This window comes from Paenibacillus sp. FSL R7-0302, assembly GCF_038006885.1.
Taxonomy (GTDB): domain Bacteria; phylum Bacillota; class Bacilli; order Paenibacillales; family Paenibacillaceae; genus Paenibacillus_AQ.
This window is the reverse complement of sequence record NZ_JBBOWB010000002.1, coordinates 1455058-1479363: the sequence shown is the minus strand read 5'-3', so window position 1 is coordinate 1479363 and position 24306 is coordinate 1455058. Positions and strand designations below refer to the sequence as shown.

Below are 24306 nucleotides of genomic sequence, written 5' to 3'. Positions count from 1 at the left end.
TCTTGACGCTGAAGTCAACAGAGGGCATGGTCCTTTGTGTAATGAAATTAGTGGCTTGCTGATGAACTACTCTATGCCGACTTCTGCGCCTTCCAAATTGAGGCTCAGCTTATCGCCTGACGTCTCGTCCTCATCGTCCAGTTCCTTCATCTCGATCTCCTGCTCGTCACCGCTGAGGATTTTGACATCCATCCCGAGCGACTGCAGTTCCTTGATCAATACCTTGAACGATTCCGGTACACCCGGTTCTGGAACATTTTCACCTTTGACAATGGATTCGTACGTTTTCACACGGCCGACCACATCATCGGATTTCACGGTCAAAATCTCTTGCAGTGTATACGCCGCGCCGTAAGCTTCAAGCGCCCACACTTCCATCTCCCCGAAACGCTGTCCGCCGAACTGAGCTTTACCGCCCAGTGGCTGTTGTGTAACGAGTGAGTAAGGACCTGTAGAACGGGCATGAATCTTATCGTCAACCATGTGCGCGAGCTTGATCATGTGCATGACGCCGACAGTAACCTCACGCTCGAAGCGCTCGCCTGTACGTCCGTCATACAGCACAGTCTTACCATTACGCTGCATACCGGCTTCTTCCATCGTATCGAACACGTCATACTCGCGGGCTCCGTCGAATACCGGAGTAGCCACGTGGATACCCAGACGCAGTGCAGCCATACCAATATGGACTTCAAGCACCTGTCCGATGTTCATACGCGAAGGAACGCCCAGCGGGTTCAGGACAACCTGTACCGGCGTACCGTCAGGAAGGAACGGCATATCTTCTTCTGGCAGGATACGGGCAACGACACCCTTGTTACCGTGACGTCCGGCCATCTTGTCACCTTCAGAAATTTTACGTTTCTGGGCGATGTAGACACGAACCAGCTGATTCACGCCAGGAGGCAGCTCATCGCCGTTCTCGCGTGTGAATACTTTGACGTCAACGATAATACCATCACTACCATGCGGAACGCGCAGGGAGGTATCACGAACTTCACGGGCCTTCTCACCGAAGATCGCATGCAGCAGGCGTTCCTCAGCAGTCAGCTCAGTTACACCCTTCGGAGTAACCTTACCTACCAGAATATCGCCGGCATTGATTTCCGCACCGATACGGATAATTCCGCGCTCATCCAGATTGCGGAGCGCCTCTTCACCGACGTTAGGAATATCACGTGTGATCTCTTCAGGTCCGAGCTTCGTATCACGGGCTTCGGATTCGTATTCCTCGATGTGGATCGAAGTGTATACATCTTCCTTCACCAGCTTCTCACTCAGCAGGATCGCATCCTCGTAGTTGTAGCCTTCCCAAGTCATGAACGCAACGACTACGTTGCGGCCAAGCGCAAGTTCGCCCATTTCTGTGGAAGGTCCATCTGCCAGGATGTCACCTTTTTTGACGATATCCCCACGTTTAGCCAGTGGACGCTGGTTAATACAGGTACCCTGGTTCGAACGCATGAATTTGTGTAATTTATATTTAACGATATCGCCTTTGACTTCCTTGCCCTCAACTGCCTTAACACGGCGCAGCCAGATTTCATTGGCAGAGGAGCGTTCGATAATACCGTCATATTTGGAGACAATACATACGCCGGAGTCTTTAGCAGACTTATGCTCCATCCCTGTCCCTACAAGCGGAGCCTTAGGAATAAGAAGCGGAACGGCCTGACGCTGCATGTTCGATCCCATCAGTGCGCGGTTGGAGTCATCGTTCTCAAGGAACGGAATGAGCGCCGTTGCGACCGATACGACCTGTTTTGGCGAAACGTCCATGTAGTCTACACGGTTGCTAGGCATAGTAGTGATGTTGTCTGAATCCTTGTTGTAACGAACGATAACCTGGTCTTCCTTAAAGGAGCCATCCTCATCGATCAGTACATTCGCCTGTGCAACTACATAGTTATCTTCTTCATCGGCAGTCAGATAGTCGATTTGCTCAGTTACCTTACCTGTCTTCGGATCTACCCAACGATACGGAGCTTCGATAAAGCCGTATTCATTGATGCGGGCGAAGGTGGACAAGGAGTTGATCAGACCGATATTCGGACCTTCCGGAGTCTCGATAGGACACATACGGCCATAGTGACTGTGATGGACGTCGCGGACTTCAAAGCCTGCGCGTTCACGAGTCAGACCGCCGGGTCCGAGTGCTGACAGACGGCGCTTATGCGTAAGCTCGGCAAGCGGGTTCGTCTGATCCATGAACTGGGACAGCTGCGAGCTGCCGAAGAACTCTTTGATGGATGCGATAACCGGACGGATGTTGATCAGCGCCTGCGGTGTAATCGCATTGGCATCCTGAATCGACATTCTCTCGCGGACTACGCGCTCCATACGGGACAGACCGATCCGGAACTGATTCTGCAGAAGCTCACCTACAGAACGCAGACGGCGGTTACCCAGATGGTCAATATCATCCGTGTTGCCGATACCATGCAGCAAATTAATAAAGTAGCTGATTGAGGATATAATATCAGCCTGAGTAATATGCTTAACCGATTTATCAATGTTGCCATTGGCGATCAGTTTGATGATACGGCCTTCTTCGATTGGCGAGAATACGTCAATGGTCTGAAGCGGAATATCTTCGCTGTCCATTACACCGCCGGTTACACGGTAGTTTTTGGCAGCCATACTCTTCTCGAAATAAGGAATCAGCTCATCAAGCAGGCGGCGGTCCACCATTTGGCCGGATTCTGCCAGAATTTCTCCGGTAGATTCATCAACCAAAGGCTGTGCCAGACGCTGATTGAACAGACGATTCTTAATATGCAGCTTTTTATTGATTTTGTAACGGCCTACATTGGCCAAATCATAACGTTTCGGGTCAAAGAAACGTGCGACGAGCAAGCTCTTGGCATTATCAAGTGTAGGCGGTTCGCCCGGACGCAGACGCTCGTAGATTTCAATAAGCGCCTTCTCCGTGGAATCCGTGTTGTCTTTATCCAGCGTGTTGCGAATATATTCATCATTGCCAAGCAGTTCCAGAATTTCAGCATCACTGCCGAAGCCCAGAGCACGCAAGAGCACTGTTACCGGGATCTTACGAGTCCGGTCGATACGGACATACATGATGTCCTTAGCGTCGGTCTCAAGCTCCAGCCAGGCTCCGCGATTCGGAATTACTGTGGCGGTGTAAGTTTTTTTGCCGTTCTTATCCACTTTTGTGCTGAAATAGACGCTTGGAGAGCGAACCAACTGGCTGACAATAACCCGTTCCGCACCATTGATAATAAAAGTGCCGGTTTCCGTCATCAGAGGGAAATCTCCCATGAACACTTCCTGCTCTTTTACCTCACCGGTCTCCTTATTGATGAGACGCACCTTCACACGCAGAGGTGCTGCATATGTTACGTCCCGCTCTTTAGCGTCGTCAACCGTGTACTTCGGTTCACCCAGGCTGTAATCAATGAACTCTAGTACCAAATTCCCTGTGAAATCCTGGATCGGCGAGATGTCCTGGAACATTTCCCGCAATCCTTCCTCCAAAAACCAATCATAAGATTTTTGTTGGATCTCGATCAGGTTCGGGACCTCGAGTACCTCTTTAATTCTCGCATAGCTCCGCCGAGTGCGTCGACCATACTGAACAAGATGTCCTGCCAACTTTACTCACCCCTCATGTCTACTCACTTAAAAATTGATTGCGAACCCTTGTTTGGACCCGTATAATGGAACCATAACACAAGGACTCAGCCATAAATACAGAAAAGCCCCTTATCGAAATCTTTCGAAAAAAGAGCACATCTATCCACGGCCAAAATACTCCTTATCCAGTAGATTTGCCCAAAACGTGCGTATTATACGTCACCAGGCTACAGTTCATGCGCTATTATCTATTGCCCCGGCGACCTTCGCCGTGACAGGAACATAGAGAACGGAATTCGCAGAAACCTGCCGTGCGGCATGCGCTTACCGGGCAACAATATATCACTTGACATTTCAGCAAACTAAAGACATGGAGCCTAGCTTAATACTGACATTTTATAATAATACCACTACGGACATCGCATGTCAATGAGTATTATTATTTATTTCTGAGCTTTTAAGATTCTATAGCCCTTGTCTTTCCCTACTTCTTCTACCACCGCAAACATACTCTCCAGCTTGGCAACCGCCGACGGCGCACCCTGCTTCTTCTGAATGACAACCCACAGACAACCGCCCTCATTCAAATGATCATACGCCTGTTCAAAAATCGCATGCACTACGGCCTTCCCGGCGCGAATCGGCGGGTTGGTTAGGATCACATCGAAGGCCTGCCCCTCTACTGCCGATAGCACATCACTTTCCATCACCGTAACATTGCGGATTCCATTATGCTGCGCATTCTCGCGGGCAAGCTCTACCGCACGGCTGTTGATATCAATCATCGTCACGTGTCCCTTAGAAGCGAGATGCGCCGCACTAATCCCTATAGGCCCGTAACCACAACCCACATCCAGTACCTTCGCATCCTCCGGAATCTCCATCGCCTCAATCAGAACACGGCTGCCATGATCAATATCTCCTTTAGAAAAAACACCGGCGTCGCTGGTAAAGCGGAGGCGTTTGCCTCTCAGCTCCGTATCGATGCTGCGTCTGTCATGACGCGCTTCCGGCTGCTGCGAGTAATAATGCTGCGACATACCATCCTCCCTTTCACGTTGAACTACATATACCTGCAAGGCTCCCTTATAGAGCAACCCCCTTGAACAAGTTCAAGGGGGTTGCGGAAACCGGAGAGAATGACTTCTGCTCCGGGGCAGTACCTATTGAATCAACTTATTTTACTTCTACAGCTGCGCCTGCTTCTTCCAATTTTGCTTTGGTAGCTTCGGCTTCTTCTTTGCTTACTTTTTCTTTGATTGCTTTTGGAGCGTTGTCTACAACTTCTTTAGCTTCTTTCAAGCCAAGACCTGTGATTTCGCGAACGATTTTGATAACGTTGATTTTGGAAGCGCCAGCGCTTGTCAAAATTACGTCGAATTCGGACTGTTCAGCTTCAACAGCTGCTACAGCGCCGCCAGCTGCTACTGGAGCTGCTGCAGTTACGCCGAATTCTTCTTCGATTGCTTTTACCAGGTCGTTCAGTTCCAGTACGCTCATGCCTTTAATTTCTTCTAAGATTGTTTCTTTGCTCATGATTGAACCTCCATTATATTTGAATTGGTTTGTGGTCTTGATTATGAAGCCAGAAGCAAAGGCTTACGCGCTTTGTTCTTCTTTCTCAGCAACAGCTTTAACTGCAAGCGCGAAGTTGCGCATTGGAGCTTGAAGCACGCTAAGCAGCATGGAGAGCAAACCATCGCGGGATGGCAGTTCAGCCAGTGCTTTCAGTTGGTCCGCATCGATAACTTTACCTTCTACAACGCCGCCTTTCAGTTTCAAAGCGTCGTTCTTCTTAGCGAAGTCATTTAGAATCTTAGCTGCTGCTACCGCATCAGTCTCGCTGAATGCGATCGCTGTAGGACCCGTCAGGACAGCGTCCAGATCAGTCAGCTCAGCTGCCGCAGTTGCACGGCGAAGCAATGTGTTCTTCAGGACTTGAAACTCAACGCCAGCTTCACGAAGCTGCTTACGCAGTTCAGTCACTTGCGATACGTTCAATCCGCGGTAGTCTGCAACAACAGTGGAGACACTGTTCTGCAGTTTGCTAGTAACAACATCAACCGCGTCCTGTTTAGCTTGGATTACTTTTGCATTTGCCAATTATATACACCTCCTGAAAATTTATGTCACGGCGGTTATTCCGGAGAAACCCCGCCGTTCCTACGCAGGCATTAGAAAAGCCTCCGCAGATTCACGAAGGCTTGATAAAACGGAAAGTTAATCAGGCGAGCCTGGCACTTTTTGTTTCTATCACAACACCTCGGTAGGAAATTAAGCCCTACGGCACCTACTGTCTACGGTAAGCATATTCACATTTAAGATTGATCACCTTAATGTTCACAACTGTCATAGATTATCAAAGATAACTCTAGGAGTCAACCTTTAATTATCTGAAAGCAGCTGCATTCACACGAGCGCTAGGTCCCATTGTGGACGAAATAGCGATGCCTTTAAGGTATACACCTTTGGCAGCAGCCGGTTTCGCACGGTTCAGAGCGTCCATAAGAGCTTTAAGGTTCTCGTTCAGTTGTTCAGCGTTGAAAGACACTTTGCCGATTGGCGCGTGAATTTGGCCCGCTTTGTCAAGACGGTATTCGATCTTACCGGCTTTGATTTCTTGAACAGCCTTGGTAACGTCGAAAGTAACTGTACCTGCTTTAGGGTTAGGCATGAGGCCTTTACCACCGAGCAGACGACCCAGTTTACCGACTTCACTCATCATATCAGGTGTAGCTACGCAGACGTCGAATTCGAACCAGCCCTGTTGAATCTTGTTGATCATGTCAGCATCACCAACAAAATCAGCGCCAGCCGCTTCCGCTTCCTTCGCTTTTTCACCTTTTGCAAATACAAGCACGCGTTGTGTTTTGCCTGTGCCGTGAGGCAGGACAACAACACCACGAACTGCCTGGTCTTGTTTACGCGGGTCTACACCCAGACGAACTGCTGCTTCAACGGTTTCGTCGAATTTGGCAGTTGCTGCCTTTTTCACAAGCTCTACAGCTTCTGAAGGCTCGTAAGTCGCTTCGCTGTTGATCAGCTTAGCAGATTCCATGTATTTCTTACCATGTTTAGCCATGAAAATGTTCCTCCTTTGTGGTGTTAGCGGAAATTCCTCCCACATATTGCGGTCATGAATGACCGGTTCATCGAATACATATTAGTCTTCGATTGTAATTCCCATACTGCGGGCAGTACCTTCAACCATACGCATTGCAGCTTCAACAGATGCAGCGTTCAGATCGGGCATTTTGGTTTCAGCGATTTCACGAACCGCTGCGCGGCCCAGCTTCGCTACTTTTTTCTTGTTTGGTTCACCGGAGCCTTTTTCTACTTTTGCAGCGATGCGAAGCAGAACAGCAGCCGGAGGAGTTTTGGTGATGAAGGTAAACGAACGGTCTTCAAATACTGTAATTTCAACCGGGATGATCAGACCAGCCTGGTCGGCAGTACGAGCGTTGAATTCCTTACAGAATGCCATGATGTTGACACCCGCTTGACCTAACGCCGGACCTACTGGAGGCGCTGGATTCGCTTTCCCTGCAGGAATCTGCAGTTTCACCATTTTAATAACTTTTTTAGCCATGAGTGACACCTCCTTGCGTAAATAGTGGTATTCGAATGCTAAACAGCATTCTCCCACAAGAAACCCTTGTGCTTGTTATATCTTCTCCACTTGAGTGAAATCCAACTCCAGCGGGGTTTCCCGTCCAAACATGTTGACATGTACCTTGATCTTGCTTTTGTCTGCCAAAATTTCTTCCACGGAGCCCACAAAATTCGCAAATGGACCGACCATAATACGTACGGATTCCTTAATTTCGAAATCAATCTTCGCTTTAGGTTCAACCATGCCCATATGCTTCAGAATCTGTTCAACCTCTTCGGGTAGCAGAGCGGTAGGCTTAGAGCCCGAACCAGTTGAACCGACAAATCCGGTAACGCCCGGCGTATTGCGGACAACATACCAAGAATCATCAGTCTGAACCATTTCGACCAAAACGTAACCAGGGTAAACTTTGCGCATGACAGTTTTTTTCTTGCCATCCTTGTTTACCAGCTCTTCTTCCATAGGAACAAGAACGCGGAATATTTTGTCTTCCATGCCCATGGACTCAACGCGTTTTTCCAAATTGGCCTTGACCTTATTCTCATACCCGGAATAGGTATGAACAACGTACCATCTTTTTTCCATATCAAGCCACCTGGGACCTCTCTAAATAATCGCTTCAATCACAGCGGAAATACCGATGTCCAGAACCCAGAAGTAAAGCGAAATAACTACAATTGTACCGAGAACGATCAATGTATAGTTCTTCAGTTCTTTACGGCTAGGCCAGCGAACCTTTTTGAGTTCACTCCAGCTCTCAGTGAAAAAGGAAAACAAAGACTTGAAACTACGTTTCACGCCGACTACACCTCCAAAAGACTATCTGGTTTCGCGATGAGGAGTTTGCTCGTTACAGAACTTGCAAAATTTCTTCATCTCCAAGCGGTCGGGGTGATTTCGCTTGTTTTTGGTTGTTGCATAGTTTCTTTGTTTGCAACTTGTACAAGCCAAAGTGATAATTACCCGCATGATGTGCACCTCCCGAAGACGTACTTCTAATCATCAAATTAGAAGACGTAGATATTGATTCAAAAAAAAGCCGCGAATTTAGGCCTACCTAAAACACTTTAGCATAATATCAATGTCTGTGTCAACGAAAGTTTCCCCCATCGCACTGGGTAATTCCGGGTGCTGTAGCCTTATGCCATAAGTCATCTTTGATCCTGCTTCTTCTTTTACCGCTAGCTGTCTTCCATAATCATTATGCTGCAATTCGCTTGTGTATAAACCTGCCATCCTCCGACGCTTCAGCCATCGCAAATTCGCCGTATCCAAATCTAGCGGACACTAAAAAAAGACTCGAGTCCCGAGCCTTCTTAGTCATTATATCATTAATTGTCACGCACTTCCAGATATCTTTCCAATTTACGTTTCACTCGCTGCAAGGCATTGTCAATGGACTTCACATGCCGCTTCAAATCCTCGGCAATCTCCTGATAGGACCGTCCGTCCAGATAGAGCATCAGAACCTTGCGCTCCAGATCACTCAGAATCTCGGCCATCTTATCTTCCAGTCCGATGAACTCCTCCTGGTTGATAATCAGCTCTTCCGGGTCCAGCACCTGACTTCCGCATATCACATCCATCAATGTCCGGTCGGAGTCCTCATCATAGATGGGCTTGTCTAACGAGACATATGAATTAAGCGGAATATGCTTCTGGCGGGTAGCGGTCTTAATGGCGGTTATAATCTGACGGGTGATGCACAGCTCGGCAAAGGCCTTGAAGGATGACAGCTTGTCACCCTTGAAGTCACGGATGGCCTTGTATAAGCCAATCATGCCTTCCTGCACAATATCTTCACGATCTGCCCCGATCAAAAAATAGGAACGGGCCTTGGCACGCACAAAATTACGGTACTTGTTAATTAAATGCTCCAATGCGCCACTGTCGCCACCACGGAAGATCTCGACAATTTCTTCATCACTTATGAAATCATACTCGGACAGCATTAATTCCTTGAGGTCGACACTCACCAAGAATCCCCCCGGCTGCAACGCAAGACACATCGTTACTTCTCGAAATATAGGAACAGTATATATTATGTTACCTTACACCGTCAACCGGATTTGTCCAAAAACAATCTTCAATAACATATTATGTCATTTTCTCGTGAGGGGCAACTCCTATTTCTGTCCTATTGTCTGCGCCAGTCCTCCAGCCGTTTACGTGTCTCCGGCGGCAGCTTGTCTTCCAGCGAGTGACGGGTCCCGCTCACGCTTCCCGGCTCAATCGCCTTCTTCACCTGCTTCTGGTTCTCCTCAATCTCAAGCCTCAGTTCCCTGGCTGAAATCCGGAGTGCGCCCTGGGCAAAAACGACATGCTGCTCCACAAAATCACTGGTGGCTACCGAGATCTGTCTGCGGCGGTGCGTGAATTCCCCAACCAGCCGTTCGATGCATTCATCTGCCGTTTCCTTCTCCTTGGTGAAGAAGACCTGGATCTTCCCTTGTTCAAACGACCTGCCCAGTCCCGGCACACGGTAGGCATCGAATACAGCAATGACGCGCAGCCCGGAGAATGCCTGATAATCGGCCAGCATATCGAGCAGCCGGTCGCGTGCCCCCTGCATACCGGTCTGCGACAATGCCGCAAGCTCCGGCCAGCCGCCGATCATGTTGTATCCGTCCACGAGCAGGATATCGCGCCAGTCTGCCATAGTTATCCCTGTTCTTGGCGGCGGCGGAGTACCTCGTACATGATTACACCCGCTGCCACCGAAGCATTCAGAGAGTTGATCCTTCCGGCCATCGGCAGCTTAAGCAGCACATCGCATTTCTCACGGATCAGACGGCCCATCCCCTTGTTCTCATTGCCGATCACCACCGCTACCGGCCCGGTGACAATATCAGATCCGAACAGATTCTGATCGGTATCCACATCCGTGCCGACTACCCAGACTCCCAGCTCCTTCAGCCGGTCAATGGTCTGTCCAAGATTCGTTACGCGGGCCACAGGCACATATTCGACTGCACCAGCCGAGGTCTTGGATACGGTAGCTGTAATCTGCGCAGAGCGGCGCTTCGGCACAATGACTCCGTGCACACCTGTGCAGTCAGCCGTACGCAGGATAGACCCGAGGTTATGCGGATCTTCAATTTCGTCCAGCAGGAGCAGAAACGGCGGTTCTCCCTTGGCTTCAGCTATTGCCAGAATATCAGCAACCTCTGTATAGGCAAAAGGCGCCGCTTGCGCAACCACTCCCTGATGCTGGACGCCCGGTGCGAGCTGATCCAGCTTGCGCTTGTCCACATGCTGAATGACAATGCCCGCCTTGCGCGCTTCGGCAACGATAGGTGCGGTCAGGTGCTTTTGCGCGGTCTCAGCGATCCAGATTTTGTTGAGTGTCCGTCCCGCTCTAAGGGCTTCAAGCACCGAATGCTTGCCTGCCAGTATTTCCTCTTCCGTTCTCAATTCTTCCATTGTTTTATCTCCTGTTCTATATACTCACTTGGGGCGGTGCATCATATATTCGATACTGCTGTGAACAAGCTCCTGGATTCTCGTCTGCTGTCCTGTGTAATATAAATAGCCGATCATGCATTCAAAAGCAGTGGCGTGGCGGTATTCCAGCACATCCGCATTTTTGGGAATGCTGCCGGATTTGGCATTGCGTCCCCTTCTGACCACATCCTTCTCATCCTCGGTGAGCACCGGGTCCAGATAAGCAAGAATGTTGCTCTGAGCTCTCGCGGAGACCAGTCCTGTCGCCGACCGGTGCAGATGCTGGGGGCGCAAATTAGGCAGCGAGATCAGATACTGCCGGACTGCAACTTCGTAGATAGCGTCACCTGCATAAGCCAGGACGATAGGAGGCAGCAGATGGGCCGGCTTAGAGGGTTCATACGGGAACCAGGCGCGGTTCAGATCAAACAGCCCGTTCATTTGCGCCGCCACCGCATTCCCTGTGGAGTATCTTCCAGCAGAATTCCCAGCGCATTCAGCTCATCGCGGATTTCATCCGACCGGCTCCAGTTCTTGTTCTTGCGCGCTTCCGCACGCTCTGCAATCAGGCGTTCCACCTCTTCGCTTGCCACTTCTTCCTCAGCCTCTACCGTGAGGCGAAGCACCGCATTCATCTCCGCAAAAGCCTTCAGCAGCGCGGCGAAGTCAGCCGGATTTGCCTCAGGAGCAGCAAGCGTAAGGTTCGCCAGGCTCACCCAGTCGAACACCGCCGTAATAGCGTCCGGTGTATTGAAATCATCCTGCATCCGCGCATGGAAGTTGCTCAGGGTAGCGGCCAGCCGCTCCGTAACCTGCGGACTTGCTTCACCCTCTGCCCCCTCTGCTGCCAGCTCAAGGCGATGCTTCACATTGCCTTCAGCCAGAGCGATCCGCTCTACGCTTTTCTCGGCAGACAGCAGTGCTTCCTCGGTGAAGTTCAGCGGATTGCGGTAATGGCTGGACAGCATGAAGTAACGGATAGCCCCCTGCTTGAAGCGCGCGCGGATATCCTTCACGAGGAGGCCATTCCCCAGCGACTTTGACATTTTCTCGTCACCGATATTCAGAAAAGCATTATGCATCCAGTAATTCGACAGCGGTTGACCCGTCAGCGCTTCGGTCTGGGCACATTCGCATTCATGATGCGGGAATTTCAAATCCTCTCCGCCGCCGTGAATATCGATTGTTGTACCCAAATATTCACGCACCATCGCCGAGCATTCAATATGCCAGCCTGGACGGCCCTCTCCCCATGGACTGGACCAGTGCACTTCGCCCGGCTTGGCTGCCTTCCAGAGTACGAAATCCTCCTGGTTCTCCTTGCGCGAATCCACCTCGACACGGATACCGAAGCGCAGCTCCTCCAGATTCTGGCGGGACAGCTTGCCGTAGTTGGCAAATTTGCCGGTACGGTAATACACATCTCCGCCGTTCTCATACGCGTAGCCCTTGTCTTCAAGCTCCTTAATGAATTCGATAATCGTGTCCATGCTCTCCGTAACGCGCGGATTCATCGTCGCCGGCTTCACGCCCAGCCCGGCCAGATCCTCCTGGTAGGCGGCAATGAACATTTCGGCAACCTCGGCTACGGTGATGTTCAGCTCCTCCGCCTTGCGGATCATTTTATCATCCACATCGGTGAAATTTGTCAGATAGCGGACTTCATTACCAAGCGCCTCCAGGTAGTTGCGCACCATGTCAAAAACAATGACCGGTCTTGCATTCCCGATATGCATATAGCCGTAGACCGTGGGTCCGCAGACGTACATCTTCACCTTATCCGGCTCCTGCGGTACAAATTCTTCCTTCGTGCGCGTCATTGTGTTGTAAATGTGCAAAGCCATTCTTGTCCCAACCCTTTCTATTGTCCCCGGATTTCTGAAATGCCGGTACGCTTAAATTTCATAATCGCCGATATATTGCTGGCTTTCGAGCCGCCGCTGTTCCTTCTTCTGCTTATCTTCAGCACCCATCTGTTCTCTTAGCTCCTCGATCTCCTTCTGCAGGAATTTGAGGGAATCGACCAGCGGGTCAGGCATCTTGGTATGATCCAGCCGGTCGGATACACGTTCGCCGTTACGCTTGACTACACGCCCGGGATTGCCGACTACCGTGCTGTTGTTAGGCACTTCACGCAGCACGACTGCGTTAGAGCCGATATTAGAATTATCGCCGATCCGGAAGGAACCCAGTACTTTGGCGCCAGAGCCAATGACTACATTGTTGCCGACGGTAGGGTGACGCTTGCCCTTCTCTTTGCCGGTTCCCCCAAGTGTAACGCCCTGATAGATAATAACATCATCGCCAATCTCACAGGTCTCACCAATGACAATACCCATTCCGTGGTCAATAAACAACCGGCTGCCGATGACCGCGCCCGGATGAATCTCCACTCCCGTCATGAACCGGCTGATCTGCGAGACCATGCGTGCCAGGGTAAACCAGCGGCGTTTGTAAAAAGAGTGGGCCATTCGGTGTGCCCAGATCGCATGAAGCCCGGCGTAGGTGAAGACGACCTCGAACCTGCTGCGGGCAGCGGGATCATTGTCGAATACTGCCCGAATGTCCGACTTAATATGCTTAAACATCGCGGTTCCCCTCTTCTTTGAGATGCACATTCTCTTATATTTCAACAAAAAACGCCCCTGCAGCATGATAGCTGCAGAGACGTTTAACCGCGGTCCCACTCTGCTAGAACATTCTTATATGCCAGAGCTGTTAAACTTCGCAGCCGCTGTATCCGGTGTTCCTCTTGGTGTCTGTAACGGCGACAGCCCGGCACAGTCTACAGCCCCGCACAGGGACATTCAACCATGCAGCTCACAGGTGCATCTTCAGCGGCAGACAAATGAATAACTCCCAGCCTGCAAGGGCATTCGCCCTTAAGCGGTTATTCTCTCTGGCAATTGCCCTTATACGCCTACTTTTCCTGATCCCAGCTATTCTTATATTCTTCTATCTTAGCGAAAAGCCGCAGAACTGACAAGTGTCTTCTACCCTCGCCTGTCCCTGCCCTAAGCGCCTTTGATTTGTGATTTCAGGCGTTCAATCACCCGGCTGCGGCCGAGCAGCGCAATCGTTGCATTCAAATCACGGCCATGCATCTGTCCGGTAAGAGCGACACGAATCGGCATAAACAGCGCTTTGCCTTTGTGTCCGGTCTCCTTCTGCACTTCCTTGATCAGAACAGCCATATGGGAAGCGCTGAAATCTTCGGCAGCCTCCACTTTGGCCAGAAATGCAGACAGCACTTCAGGAACCTGGGCTTCGGCAAGCACCCCTGCCGCTTCGGTCTCCAGCTCCAGGTGGCTGCGGAAGAACAGCTCGGAGAGGGCGACAATATCCGACGCGGCTGTCATTTGCTCCTGGTACAGCGCAACCAGGCTCTCCGCCCAGCTCTGCTGCTCCTCACTGAGTACCTCAGGCAAGCGGCCCGCCTTCTGCAAATGAGGAATGGCAAGTGCCGCGATCCGCTTAGGATCGGCATGCTTGATATAGTGATTGTTCAGATGAGCCAGCTTGTTCGTATCGAACACTGCCGGGCTCTTCGACAGGCGGTCCGCCGTAAAGATCGAGATCAGCTCTTCCTTGGTGAAGATCTCCTCTTCGCCCTCAGGCGACCAGCCCAGCAGGGTGATGAAGTTGAATAGAGCTTCCGGCAGGTAGCCCAGCTGATCGTACTGTTCAATAAACTGAATGATCGATTCATTCCGTTTGCTCAGCTTCTTATGGTCATCGCCGACAATCAGCGTCATATGCCCGAAGAGCGGAGCTTCCCAGCCCAGTGCCTCATATATCATGAGCTGGCGCGGGGTATTGGAGATATGATCTTCTCCGCGCAGCACATGGGAGATAGCCATCAGATGGTCGTCCACCGCTACAGCGAAGTTATAGGTCGGAATACCGTCCTTCTTCACGATGACGAAGTCGCCCATTTCTTTGCTGTTGAACGAAATGCTGCCTTTTACGATATCATTGAAGGTATAAGTGCGGTCTTCCGGAACAAGGAAACGGATGCTGGCCACGCGTCCCTCTGCCTCAAAGGCCAGCCGCTGCTCCTCGGTCAGATTACGGTGTTTGCCGGAATAACGCGGGGTTTCGCCGCGTGCCGTCTGCTCCTCGCGTTCAGCCTCCAGCTCTTCCTCTGTGCAATAGCAGCGGTAAGCCAGGCCGCGGTCCAGCAGATCCTGCCAGTAGACACGGTACAGATCCAGACGTTCCGTCTGGCGGTAAGGCCCGTATTCGCCGCCTACATCCACGCTTTCATCCCAATCGATTCCCAGCCACTTCAAATACTTCAGCTGGCTCTCTTCACCTTCTGCAATGTTGCGCTTAAGATCCGTATCTTCGATCCGGATAATGAATTTGCCGCCCAGATTGCGGGCGAACAGATAGTTAAACAAGGCTGTTCTGGCATTTCCGATATGTAAATGTCCCGTAGGGCTCGGTGCGTAACGCACCCGAACTTGATCCGCCATGGGTTTCCCTCCGCTTCATATTGGTTAAAATTAGACCTTTACTTGCGCTAAAGCCATCTCACGATGATATCACATCTTGCAGCAGACAGACAATAGATTGAGCGGCAATTCCCTCTCCGCGCCCCGCGAAGCCCAGCTGCTCAGTCGTTGTTGCTTTTACATTCACCTTCGATACGTCAGCGTTCAGCGTGCGGGCAATAATCTCCGTCATCTGCGGAATATAAGGTGCCATCTTCGGTTGTTGCGCGATGATGGTTGAATCGATATTCCCCAGCCGGTATCCGCGCTCACGTGCAAGTGCCCATACCTGCTCCAGCAGCTTCAGGCTGTCTGCATCCTTGAAGGCCGGATCGGTATCGGGAAAATGTCTGCCGATATCCCCAAGACCCAGCGCTCCCAGTATAGCGTCGCTTACAGCATGCAGCAGCACATCCGCATCGGAATGCCCCAGCAGCCCCTTCTCATAAGGAATCGTTACTCCGCCGATAATACACGGCCTTCCCTCGACCAGCTGGTGTACGTCAAATCCTTGTCCTACAGCAATCATCTGTGTTCCTCTCCCCTGCTTCTTACTGTGAATTCAGCGAAATCCAAGTCCTCCGGCGTCGTGATCTTAATATTCATGTAGCTTCCTTCTACAACTGACACGGTAATGCCGCTGCGTTCCGCCAGACTGGAATCATCTGTCCCGAGAAAACCGTCCCGCTCTGCCTCCTCATAGGCGGACAGCAGATCGGACAAACGAAAAGTCTGCGGGGTCTGAATCGCCCACAGACTTCGCCGATCCGGCGTTGACAGCACCTTGCCTTCACTGTCGACCTGCTTGATCGTATCCTTAACCGGTACTGCAAGCACCGACGCTCCGGCTGACTTCGCACGCTCGTAGCAAGCTTCTATCTCGCTGTCCTGTACGAACGGCCTTACCCCGTCATGAACCATGACCCAATGGGTCTTAAGTTCATCCAGTCCGCGGCGTACCGAATGCTGGCGCTCCGTTCCCCCGGGAATGACCGCAGCCACTTTATCCAGCTTGAAGGCTTGTACCCACTGCTTACAGCGCTGCACATCCTCTTCCCCGGTGACAAGCACAATCTCGGAGATCAGCTTATGCCGCTGGAATACCTCCAGGGTATGCACGAGTATCGGCTTGCCCTGCAGCAGCAAATATTGCTTGCTCTCTGCCGTTCCCATCCGGGTTCCTCTGCCTGCCGCTACGATAACGACGCCAACACTGTTTGACATGCTTTCGGCTCCTGTCTTTCTTTCACGTATACTCCCATCATAACGTGTTTGGCTGGCATTTCCAAGCCCGAAAGGGTGCTGCCGGAGGCCTGGGCTGAACTTATTGTGCTTTTTCCAGAAGCTTCGGTTTGGCAAAAATCATCCGTCCTGCCGATGTCTGCAGCACGCTCGTCACCAGAACCTCCATCGTAGTGCCGATATAATCCCGGCCGCCCTCCACCACAATCATCGTGCCATCGTCCAGATAGGCTACGCCTTGTCCATGTTCTTTGCCGTCCTTAATCACCTGAACAATGATCTCTTCGCCCGGCAGAACCACCGGCTTCACTGCATTCGCCAAGTCATTAATATTCAGCACCGACACTCCCTGCAGCTCGCATACCTTGTTAAGGTTAAAGTCGTTGGTGACGACCTTGCCGTGCAGTACTTTCGCCAGCTTGACCAGCTTGCTGTCCACTTCTGAGATCTCCTCGAAATCCCCTTCATAGATCAGCACCTTAACGTCCAGCTCTTTCTGAATCTTATTCAGAATATCAAGCCCTCTGCGTCCGCGGTTACGCTTCAGCAGATCCGATGAATCCGCAATATGCTGCAGCTCCTCCAGCACGAACTCAGGAATAACAATCGTGCCTTCGATGAAGCCCGTTTTACAGATGTCAGCAATCCTCCCGTCAATAATCACGCTGGTATCGAGAATTTTATGCTCCTGAGTTCCACGCTCCTCCGGTTCAGCAGAGCGTGCCCAGCGTCCGGTATTCCAGAGCGAAGCCAGCTCCTCCTGCTTCTCCAGCCCGATCCGCAGACCCATATAGCCCAGAGCAAGCGTGGCAGCTACCTGCAGCAGCTCCCCTGCTTTACCCAGCCAGGACATAGCGGGATACAGCAGCAGGGACAGCAGCAGACCTCCCGTAAGCCCTGCTGCGCCTGCAGCAAGCTCATTCATCGGGATACGCGAGCAATACGCAACCATCTCCCGCAGCTTTGAACTTGCCCATTCCGCGCATAAAGTCCCCGCAATCAGAAAAATAATGGCACCCAGCACCGCAAACAAAATGCTTCCTTCCATAGGCAAGCTATCCTCCAGTTTCCCAAGGCCTACCGGGAACCCTCTTTCTGCCGCGTGATATAGCGAATAACCGGACCAGGCTCCACAACACCCGGCAAGTATCAAAACAGACTTTTTCCACATAACCTCGCACCTCCTTTTATTCATCCATCAATCCTCTATACCTCACCAGTATGTTCCAATTTTTAGGACAATAATCCGGGGGCGCATTATTTTTTCTGCAAGCCCCGAATTTCGTCCGGCTCTGTTGCCGTAAACTGCTATTCCTGGTTGAAAATGAGGGAGGCCCTGGCATATAATGAATTCAATTCGAACCCAGGGGTGAATGGAAAATGAGCGCACCAAGTTTACAGGCCTTCCAGGATCAAGTCTCCGAACTGCTGCTCCGTCACCGTAGTCTTCTGGATGTAATGTCCAAGAACGGACAGAGCAGTGCTTCCGTCAACCGGGCTGTCGTCAAAGCCATTACCGAATGCGGCTGCATTCAGCTGCATGCCACCAAGCAGGTCTTCGAGCCCACTCTAGGCCTTGAGCAAGCCAAGGAGCTTGCCGGAACCCATCTGGCAGGGGAGCTGTGTGAGAACTGCCGGGAGGTCATTGGCTCCGAGCTGGGCCGCGAGCTGTTCTACATGTCTGCACTCTGCAATTTGCTTGCTATCAATATGGACGAGGTTGTCGCCAAGGAATCGCAGAAATGCGCAACACTCGGGTTGTTCAACTTGTCCTGAGCAGACCGTCCGCGCTCTCCTTCATCCATTCCGCCAGCTCCGGGGGAACCGTATACCGTATACTCCCCTTCCCGCAGGCAGCAAAAAGGCATTGCACTCTCCTGATATTCAGGAAAGGCAATGCCTTTTGTATATAGCGGTCTATGAATGAAATAAGTTCTGAAGAAGGGCTAACCGTTCTTGGAATGATACACCTTATCCTCCGAGCGTCTTCTGCGGCGGCGTTGCCGGCGGACCTTAAACAGCCCTAAGCTCTGTCTGAAGCCATATAAGGCGTACAGCGCCAGAAGTCCAAAGATCAGCTTGGCAATCTGTTCAGGGAAGACCACCGCAACAGCTACAGCGATCACGATAACTACAGGTGCGCCTATAACCGCTTTTTTGGGAAAACCGATCTTCTTGAAGTTGGGGTACTTGACTGTGCTGACCATCAGATACGACAGCAGCAGGGTAGCCATAATCATGAATGGTGCAGATACATCCTTATGGAAAAGTGCAAGCGTGGCCAAAACCCCGCCCGCAGCAGGAATCGGCAATCCTACGAAATATCCCGGAATCCCCGGGCGGACATTGAACCGGGCCAGACGCAAGGCTCCGAATACAGGGAAGATCGCTGTGATCGTCCACCCCAGTGCAGGATTCAGCTCCTGCAGACTTGTCAAATACATAATCAGCGCCGGCGCTACTCCGAACGAAACTACATCGGATAGAGAATCCAGCTCCTTGCCGAATTCACTCTCACATTTCAGCGCACGGGCCATCCGGCCATCCAGCCCATCGAGCAGCATCGCGATAATCACCATGATAGCGGCCATGCTCAGCTTGCCGTCAAACGCCATCATGATACCAAACATTCCAAGCATCAGATTACCAATCGTAAAAAGACTTGGAATTGATTTTTGTATCATTTCTTCACCTCAATTTTCCTACTTGTACTGCATGGGACTGCAACATTACGTGATTGTATGGTATTTACATTTGTCTGTCAATAAGAACTTGTTTCTGGAGCCGCTTCAGCCCGTCCTGAATATTGCGTGCGCGGACCTCGCCAATGCCGTCCACTTCATCAAGCTCAGCTATGCTTGCCTTCATCAGGTTAGGCAGCATTCCGAAGCGTTCCACCAAATTGTGGATGATTACATTCGGCAGCCGTGGAATCTTGTTCAGCAGGCGGTAACCACGCGGAGTTACAGCTTCTTCGGAGGAAATGGCTGTTGAGGAATAGCCCAGCAGGCGGGCAATATGGTTGTCATCCATCAGTTCATCATCGCTGCTGCGCTTCAGCCCGGCAATGATCTCACGGATCTTCTCCTCCTGCTCTTCTCTGGCATAGTCTCTGTACAGCAGCCATGCTTCTTCCTCTGTATTTCCAACCAATTCTTCCATCTGCATACTGATCAGCCGGCCTTCATTGCCAAGCTCGTTGATGTAACGCTTAATTTCCATTTTGATTCTCAGCACCATCTCTACGCGCTGGATCACACCGACGACCTCGGCCACCGTCACAATCCCTTCATATTCGGAAGCAGACAGGTTGGTCAGCCCTTGTGTCAGAACGGCTCTGTACTTCTCCAGGGTCTGGATCGCCTGGTTGGCTTTGGCCAGAATCGAACCGATTTCCTTGAGTGCGTAACGGATGGAACCCTGATACAGCGTAATAATATTACGGCGCTGGGAAATGGAAACGACCAGCTTGCCGGTCTGCTTCGCTACCCGTTCTGCCGTCCGGTGCCGGATTCCTGTCTCGATCGAAGAGATGGAGGAATCGGGGATCAGCTGCGTATTGGCGTACAGAATCCGCTTCAGATCCTCGCTCAGAATAATCGCTCCGTCCATTTTGGCCAGCTCGTATAAATAGTTTGGTGAAAAATCGCAGTTAATGGAGAAGCCGCCATCGACAACCTCCATGACCTCCGGACTATATCCGACAACAATCAGTGCCCCGGTCTTCGCGCGAAGCACATTCTCCAGCCCTTCCCGGAAGGGTGTTCCGGGTGCAGCCATTCTAAGCAGATCATTCATATTATCTGATGGATTATATTCTTTCATGTCCCTGTGCCCCCTAATCTAACGCGACCGCTAGTGCCTGTGCTACTGTGCTGACGCCTATAATCTGGATATCCTGCGGATGCTTCCAGCCCTTCAGACTCTTCTCGGGCATAATGACCCGCCGGAAGCCAAGCTTGGCCGCCTCTTTCACCCGCATCTCTGCGCGTGATACCCCTCTCACCTCACCGGTAAGCCCTACCTCCCCGAAAAACACATCATACGGCTTGGTCGGAAAATCACGGAAGCTGGAGGCAATGCTGATAGCGACAGCCAAATCCACCGCCGGCTCATCCAGCTTCACCCCTCCCGCAACGTTGAGGTAAGCGTCCTGATTCTGCAGGAACATGCCCATCCGCTTCTCCAGCACAGCAATGATCAGCGCCATCCGTTGATGATCCATACCTGTGCACATTCTGCGGGGCGAAGGGAAATGTGTCGAAGCCACCAGCGCCTGCAATTCAACAAGAACGGGTCTTGTACCCTCCATGCTGGCTACCACGGCTGACCCGGCCACTCCGAGCGGGCGCTCGGACAGGAACAGCTCCGACGGGTTCTCAACCTCGGTCAGCCCGATTTCCCCCATTTCAAAAATCCCGATCTCATTGGTGGAGCCGAAGCGGTTCTTCACCGCCCGCAGCAAACGGTACGTATGATGGCGCTCCCCTTCAAAATAAAGGACGCAATCCACCATATGCTCAAGCATACGCGGTCCGGCAATAGCGCCTTCCTTGGTTACATGCCCTACAAGCACCGTAGCAATTCCCCGGATCTTGGCGATCCGCATGAATCTTGTCGTACATTCCCGCACCTGTGCTACACTGCCCGGCGCACTGGTTACCTCCGGCATAAATACAGTCTGGATCGAGTCAATGACCAGAAACTGAGGCTGAATCTGCTCAATCGCTTCCTCAATGCTCTCCATGTTCGTCTCACACAGAACGTACAATTCCGCAGACAGCGCTCCGAGGCGGTCGGCCCGCAGCTTAGTCTGCCGCACAGATTCTTCCCCCGAAATATACAGTACGCGCAGCCCTTGTGTAGTCAGGGCATGCGAAGTCTGCAGCAGCAGTGTCGATTTCCCGATTCCGGGGTCGCCTCCGACCAGCACCAGCGAGCCGGGAACGATCCCGCCGCCAAGCACGCGGTTAAGCTCACCGATGCCCGTCAGAATACGGGGCTCCTTGTCACTTTCTATATTTATGATCGATTGCGCCTTTTCTTTACTCTGAAAAATAGGTGCATTCATGCCTTGTGTTTTGACTACGCTTTCCGTTTCCTCTACCATCGAGTTCCATTCCTGGCAGCCCGGGCACTTTCCGAACCACTTCGGTGATTCGTAGCCGCATTCGGTACAGAAAAATTTTGTTTTAGGTTTAGCCATGTGTACTCCTTACCGTCCGAACTTGCTAAAATTGCGGATATTTTACTCTTATTCAAAGTTTACCATTTCTACACACTGAACGGAAGGACACTTAAGATCTAGTTTTCATTTGCGTCTTCTTTTGGGCGTGTTAGGGTATGTCTGAAGGGTGGAAACAAATAAAGCTCCCGCCCCTCTATACGGAGGAGCGGGAGCTTTGTTTCATTTTCCGGAGCAATTATTCAGTTTCGACTGTTTTCTCCAGGGAGACCTCGGCCGGTGCTTCAACGGTGGTTACGACCAGTTCGCCGTTCACCTCATCAATGTTCAGGGAATCCCCCTTCTTGATGTTGCCCTTGAGCAGCTCTTCGGAGAGGCGGTCTTCGATATGCTTCTGAATCGCCCGGCGGAGCGGACGGGCACCGAAGGCCGGATCATAGCCCTCTTTGGCCAGGAATGCTTTGGCGCCGTCAGTGAGCAGGAAATCTACATCGTACTCACGCAGACGCTTGCGCAGCTCCTCGGACATCAGAGTCACGATCTCAGCGATATGCTTCTCATCCAGCGAGTGGAAGACAATGATCTCGTCGATCCGGTTCAGGAACTCAGGCCGGAAGCTCTTCTTCAGCTCTTCCATAACCTTGCCCTTCATATTCGTGTAATCGGCGCCTGCATCTTGAACGGCCGTGAAGCCAAGCGTCGAATTCTTCTTGATCGCCTGTGCCCCTACGTTAGAGGTCAGGATAATCAGCGTATTGCGGAAATCGACCACGCGGCCTTTGGAATCGGTCAGACGGCCGTCCTCCAGCACCTGCAGCAGAATGTTGAACACTTCAGGGTGGGCCTTCTCGATCTCATCCAGCAGTACAACCGAGTAAGGCTTGCGGCGCACCTTCTCTGTCAATTGTCCGCCTTCTTCATACCCTACATACCCTGGAGGCGCTCCGACCAGCCGGGAGGTGGAATGCTTCTCCATATACTCCGACATATCGATGCGGATTACCGCATTCTCATCACCGAACATCGCTTCGGCAAGCGCCCGCGCCAGCTCTGTCTTACCCACCCCGGTAGGTCCGAGGAAGATGAAGGAGCCCATCGGACGTTTCGGGTCCTTCAGACCCGCACGCGCCCGGCGGAGTGCCCGGCTGACCGCCTTAACGGCTTCGTCCTGGCCAATTACACGTTCATGCAGCAAGGCTTCCATATTCAGCAGGCGGTCTGTCTCTTCTTCCTTCAGCTTGCTGACCGGAATGCCGGTCCAGCTGGCCACCACCTGTGCGATATCCTCAGGTGTAACCTGGGAATCGGTGCGGCCCTGCTTTTCTTTCCACTGGTTCTTCGTTGTATCCAGCTCTTCACGAATCTTCTGCTCGGTATCGCGAAGCGCAGCAGCCTTCTCGAACTCCTGGCTTTGTACTGCGGAATCCTTCTCCTTGCGGATATCATCCAGACGCATTTCCAGTTCCTTCAGATTCGGCGGGATGGTGTAAGAATTCAGTCTTACCTTAGAGCCTGCTTCATCAATCAGGTCAATTGCCTTGTCCGGCAGGAACCGGTCAGGAATGTAGCGGTCAGACAGCTTGACTGCTTCCACAATGGCTTCATCTGTAATCTTCACCCGGTGATGGGCTTCGTACCGGTCACGAAGACCGAACAGAATCTGTACAGCTTCCTCAGGGGAAGGCTGATCCACTGTGATCGGCTGGAAGCGGCGCTCCAGCGCGGCGTCCTTCTCAATATATTTGCGGTATTCATCAAGCGTTGTGGCACCGATGCATTGCAGCTCACCACGGGCGAGGGCAGGCTTAAGGATGTTGGAGGCATCAATCGCGCCTTCCGCACCACCCGCTCCGATCAGCGTATGAAGCTCATCAATGAACAGCACGATGTTGCCAGCCTGGCGAATCTCATCCATGATTTTTTTGAGGCGGTCTTCGAATTCACCGCGGTATTTCGTACCAGCCACTACAGAACCCATATCGAGGGTCATGACACGTTTGTCGCGCAGCGTCTCCGGAATTTCATTGTTGATGATCTTTTGAGCCAGACCTTCGGCAATCGCCGTTTTACCAACCCCAGGTTCACCGATCAGCACCGGATTGTTCTTGGTCCGGCGGCTCAGCACCTGAATGACACGCTCAATTTCCTTGCTGCGGCCGATCACAGGGTCGAGGTTACCGTCCTTGGCATAGGCCGTCAGATCGCGGGCCAGGCCGTCCAGCGTTGGCGTGCTGACGTTAGCCGGAGCTCCGCTGTGGCTCGAGGTGGCTTCACTGCTGCCCAAGAGCTGTAATACCTGCTGGCGGGCCTTGTTCAGGCTAATGCCGAGATTGTTCAGCACACGGGCGGCTACGCCCTCTCCCTCGCGGATCAGACCGAGCAGGATATGCTCTGTTCCCACATACGTGTGACCCAACTTGCGGGCCTCGTCCATGGACAGCTCGATGACCTTCTTGGCACGAGGAGTATATGCGATGTTGGTCGGTTGTTCCTGACCTCTGCCAATCAGCGTTTCCACTTCATCCTGTATCTTCTCCAGACCCAGACCAAGTCCGATGAGTGCCTTAGCGGCAATGCCGTCTCCTTCACGAATCAGTCCGAGTAAAATATGCTCTGTCCCAATGTTGTTGTGTCCCAAACGTACGGCTTCTTCCTGCGCCAGCGCCAGCACCTTTTGTGCGCGTTCCGTAAATCTTCCAAACATCATATCTCCTGCACCTCCACGGATAATA

The 24306-nt window shown here is 51.8% G+C and carries 24 protein-coding genes and 1 other annotated feature; of the genes, 1 reads left to right on the top strand and 23 read right to left on the bottom strand.

Translation table 11 applies throughout. The annotated features are described in order from the left end of the window. Positions 1-66: 66 nt before the first annotated feature. The 19 genes from rpoB to MKY96_RS32125 form a co-directional block, all read right to left on the bottom strand. Positions 67-3612 (bottom strand): DNA-directed RNA polymerase subunit beta, encoded by a 3546-nt coding sequence (gene rpoB, locus MKY96_RS32215; protein WP_340946736.1) that lies wholly within the window; start codon positions 3610-3612, stop codon positions 67-69. A gap of 425 nt (positions 3613-4037) precedes the next feature. Beyond that, positions 4038-4634 carry a class I SAM-dependent methyltransferase gene (locus MKY96_RS32210; protein ID WP_340946734.1) on the bottom strand — a complete coding sequence of 199 codons (597 nt, stop codon included), beginning with the start codon at positions 4632-4634 and terminating at the stop codon, positions 4038-4040. A gap of 136 nt (positions 4635-4770) precedes the next feature. Beyond that, positions 4771-5130, bottom strand: coding sequence for a 50S ribosomal protein L7/L12 (gene rplL, locus MKY96_RS32205; RefSeq protein ID WP_036721862.1), 360 nt, complete (start codon positions 5128-5130; stop codon positions 4771-4773). Positions 5131-5193: 63 nt separating this feature from the next. Further along, on the bottom strand, positions 5194-5697 hold the full coding sequence (gene rplJ / locus MKY96_RS32200) for a 50S ribosomal protein L10 (RefSeq protein WP_340946733.1): 504 nt from the start codon (positions 5695-5697) through the stop codon (positions 5194-5196). A gap of 64 nt (positions 5698-5761) precedes the next feature. Beyond that, positions 5762-5915: a sequence feature (ribosomal protein L10 leader region), on the bottom strand. Positions 5916-5983: 68 nt separating this feature from the next. Further along, complete coding sequence (rplA, locus tag MKY96_RS32195) at positions 5984-6676, bottom strand: 50S ribosomal protein L1 (protein ID WP_340946731.1); 693 nt, start codon at positions 6674-6676, stop codon at positions 5984-5986. A gap of 81 nt (positions 6677-6757) precedes the next feature. Next, entirely contained in the window at positions 6758-7183 is a 426-nt protein-coding gene (gene rplK / locus MKY96_RS32190; RefSeq protein WP_019908208.1) for a 50S ribosomal protein L11, read from the bottom strand. A 75-nt stretch (positions 7184-7258) separates the two neighbouring features. Further along, positions 7259-7792 (bottom strand): transcription termination/antitermination protein NusG, encoded by a 534-nt coding sequence (gene nusG, locus MKY96_RS32185; RefSeq protein ID WP_020427084.1) that lies wholly within the window; start codon positions 7790-7792, stop codon positions 7259-7261. A 21-nt stretch (positions 7793-7813) separates the two neighbouring features. Further along, the gene (secE, locus tag MKY96_RS32180) at positions 7814-8005 is read right to left on the bottom strand and encodes a preprotein translocase subunit SecE (protein ID WP_036692354.1); all 192 of its coding nucleotides are present in this window, start codon (positions 8003-8005) and stop codon (positions 7814-7816) included. Between the two features lie 21 nt (positions 8006-8026). Continuing rightward, positions 8027-8176, bottom strand: coding sequence for a 50S ribosomal protein L33 (gene rpmG / locus MKY96_RS32175; protein WP_074086515.1), 150 nt, complete (start codon positions 8174-8176; stop codon positions 8027-8029). A 362-nt stretch (positions 8177-8538) separates the two neighbouring features. After that, positions 8539-9183 (bottom strand): RNA polymerase sporulation sigma factor SigH, encoded by a 645-nt coding sequence (sigH, locus tag MKY96_RS32170; RefSeq protein WP_036692348.1) that lies wholly within the window; start codon positions 9181-9183, stop codon positions 8539-8541. A 161-nt stretch (positions 9184-9344) separates the two neighbouring features. Further along, complete coding sequence (locus MKY96_RS32165) at positions 9345-9866, bottom strand: NYN domain-containing protein (RefSeq protein WP_036692346.1); 522 nt, start codon at positions 9864-9866, stop codon at positions 9345-9347. 2 nt (positions 9867-9868) lie between these two features. Continuing rightward, positions 9869-10630 (bottom strand): 23S rRNA (guanosine(2251)-2'-O)-methyltransferase RlmB, encoded by a 762-nt coding sequence (gene rlmB, locus MKY96_RS32160; protein ID WP_076081731.1) that lies wholly within the window; start codon positions 10628-10630, stop codon positions 9869-9871. A 24-nt stretch (positions 10631-10654) separates the two neighbouring features. Next, positions 10655-11092, bottom strand: a complete 438-nt coding sequence (locus MKY96_RS32155; RefSeq protein ID WP_340946729.1) for a Mini-ribonuclease 3 — start codon at positions 11090-11092, stop codon at positions 10655-10657. After that, the gene (gene cysS, locus MKY96_RS32150; RefSeq protein WP_340946726.1) at positions 11089-12495 is read right to left on the bottom strand and encodes a cysteine--tRNA ligase; all 1407 of its coding nucleotides are present in this window, start codon (positions 12493-12495) and stop codon (positions 11089-11091) included. The genes MKY96_RS32155 and cysS overlap by 4 nt, the downstream gene beginning before the upstream one ends. Before the next feature lie 51 nt (positions 12496-12546). Continuing rightward, positions 12547-13239, bottom strand: a complete 693-nt coding sequence (cysE, locus tag MKY96_RS32145) for a serine O-acetyltransferase (protein WP_076081729.1) — start codon at positions 13237-13239, stop codon at positions 12547-12549. 426 nt (positions 13240-13665) lie between these two features. After that, on the bottom strand, positions 13666-15129 hold the full coding sequence (gltX, locus tag MKY96_RS32140; RefSeq protein ID WP_340946724.1) for a glutamate--tRNA ligase: 1464 nt from the start codon (positions 15127-15129) through the stop codon (positions 13666-13668). Between the two features lie 58 nt (positions 15130-15187). Next, positions 15188-15676 carry a 2-C-methyl-D-erythritol 2,4-cyclodiphosphate synthase gene (gene ispF / locus MKY96_RS32135; RefSeq protein ID WP_076081728.1) on the bottom strand — a complete coding sequence of 163 codons (489 nt, stop codon included), beginning with the start codon at positions 15674-15676 and terminating at the stop codon, positions 15188-15190. Beyond that, positions 15673-16371 carry a 2-C-methyl-D-erythritol 4-phosphate cytidylyltransferase gene (ispD, locus tag MKY96_RS32130; RefSeq protein ID WP_340946722.1) on the bottom strand — a complete coding sequence of 233 codons (699 nt, stop codon included), beginning with the start codon at positions 16369-16371 and terminating at the stop codon, positions 15673-15675. The genes ispF and ispD overlap by 4 nt, the downstream gene beginning before the upstream one ends. Positions 16372-16471: 100 nt before the next feature. Further along, positions 16472-17560 (bottom strand): PIN/TRAM domain-containing protein, encoded by a 1089-nt coding sequence (locus MKY96_RS32125; RefSeq protein ID WP_340946720.1) that lies wholly within the window; start codon positions 17558-17560, stop codon positions 16472-16474. Between the two features lie 209 nt (positions 17561-17769). Between MKY96_RS32125 and MKY96_RS32120 the strand changes: the two genes are divergently transcribed. Next, positions 17770-18165 (top strand): hypothetical protein, encoded by a 396-nt coding sequence (locus MKY96_RS32120; RefSeq protein WP_036692322.1) that lies wholly within the window; start codon positions 17770-17772, stop codon positions 18163-18165. Between the two features lie 170 nt (positions 18166-18335). On the opposite strand, the gene pssA is transcribed toward MKY96_RS32120, so the two are convergent. The 4 genes from pssA to clpC all read right to left on the bottom strand — a co-directional run bounded on the left by pssA (position 18336) and on the right by clpC (position 24281). Then, positions 18336-19073 carry a CDP-diacylglycerol--serine O-phosphatidyltransferase gene (gene pssA / locus MKY96_RS32115; protein WP_340946718.1) on the bottom strand — a complete coding sequence of 246 codons (738 nt, stop codon included), beginning with the start codon at positions 19071-19073 and terminating at the stop codon, positions 18336-18338. A 64-nt stretch (positions 19074-19137) separates the two neighbouring features. Beyond that, the gene (gene disA, locus MKY96_RS32110; protein WP_340946715.1) at positions 19138-20214 is read right to left on the bottom strand and encodes a DNA integrity scanning diadenylate cyclase DisA; all 1077 of its coding nucleotides are present in this window, start codon (positions 20212-20214) and stop codon (positions 19138-19140) included. A 13-nt stretch (positions 20215-20227) separates the two neighbouring features. Beyond that, positions 20228-21595 (bottom strand): DNA repair protein RadA, encoded by a 1368-nt coding sequence (gene radA, locus MKY96_RS32105; RefSeq protein WP_036692317.1) that lies wholly within the window; start codon positions 21593-21595, stop codon positions 20228-20230. 217 nt (positions 21596-21812) lie between these two features. Beyond that, on the bottom strand, positions 21813-24281 hold the full coding sequence (gene clpC / locus MKY96_RS32100) for an ATP-dependent protease ATP-binding subunit ClpC (RefSeq protein ID WP_340946714.1): 2469 nt from the start codon (positions 24279-24281) through the stop codon (positions 21813-21815). Between the last annotated feature and the right edge of the window lie 25 nt (positions 24282-24306).

Bases quoted from the DNA above. Each gene is read 5' to 3' on its own strand.
- MKY96_RS32210 (WP_340946734.1), bottom strand. From the start codon at position 4,634: ATGTCGCAGCATTATTACTCGCAGCAGCCGGAAGCGCGTCATGACAGA.
- rplL (WP_036721862.1), bottom strand. From the start codon at position 5,130: ATGAGCAAAGAAACAATCTTAGAAGAAATTAAAGGCATGAGCGTACTG.
- rplA (WP_340946731.1), bottom strand. From the start codon at position 6,676: ATGGCTAAACATGGTAAGAAATACATGGAATCTGCTAAGCTGATCAAC.
- rplK (WP_019908208.1), bottom strand. From the start codon at position 7,183: ATGGCTAAAAAAGTTATTAAAATGGTGAAACTGCAGATTCCTGCAGGG.
- nusG (WP_020427084.1), bottom strand. From the start codon at position 7,792: ATGGAAAAAAGATGGTACGTTGTTCATACCTATTCCGGGTATGAGAAT.
- rpmG (WP_074086515.1), bottom strand. From the start codon at position 8,176: ATGCGGGTAATTATCACTTTGGCTTGTACAAGTTGCAAACAAAGAAAC.
- MKY96_RS32165 (WP_036692346.1), bottom strand. From the start codon at position 9,866: ATGGCAGACTGGCGCGATATCCTGCTCGTGGACGGATACAACATGATC.
- rlmB (WP_076081731.1), bottom strand. From the start codon at position 10,630: ATGGAAGAATTGAGAACGGAAGAGGAAATACTGGCAGGCAAGCATTCG.
- MKY96_RS32155 (WP_340946729.1), bottom strand. From the start codon at position 11,092: ATGAACGGGCTGTTTGATCTGAACCGCGCCTGGTTCCCGTATGAACCC.
- cysS (WP_340946726.1), bottom strand. From the start codon at position 12,495: ATGGCTTTGCACATTTACAACACAATGACGCGCACGAAGGAAGAATTT.
- cysE (WP_076081729.1), bottom strand. From the start codon at position 13,239: ATGTTTAAGCATATTAAGTCGGACATTCGGGCAGTATTCGACAATGAT.
- gltX (WP_340946724.1), bottom strand. From the start codon at position 15,129: ATGGCGGATCAAGTTCGGGTGCGTTACGCACCGAGCCCTACGGGACAT.
- ispF (WP_076081728.1), bottom strand. From the start codon at position 15,676: ATGATTGCTGTAGGACAAGGATTTGACGTACACCAGCTGGTCGAGGGA.
- ispD (WP_340946722.1), bottom strand. From the start codon at position 16,371: ATGTCAAACAGTGTTGGCGTCGTTATCGTAGCGGCAGGCAGAGGAACC.
- MKY96_RS32125 (WP_340946720.1), bottom strand. From the start codon at position 17,560: ATGTGGAAAAAGTCTGTTTTGATACTTGCCGGGTGTTGTGGAGCCTGG.
- MKY96_RS32120 (WP_036692322.1), top strand. From the start codon at position 17,770: ATGAGCGCACCAAGTTTACAGGCCTTCCAGGATCAAGTCTCCGAACTG.
- pssA (WP_340946718.1), bottom strand. From the start codon at position 19,073: ATGATACAAAAATCAATTCCAAGTCTTTTTACGATTGGTAATCTGATG.
- disA (WP_340946715.1), bottom strand. From the start codon at position 20,214: ATGAAAGAATATAATCCATCAGATAATATGAATGATCTGCTTAGAATG.
- radA (WP_036692317.1), bottom strand. From the start codon at position 21,595: ATGGCTAAACCTAAAACAAAATTTTTCTGTACCGAATGCGGCTACGAA.
- clpC (WP_340946714.1), bottom strand. From the start codon at position 24,281: ATGATGTTTGGAAGATTTACGGAACGCGCACAAAAGGTGCTGGCGCTG.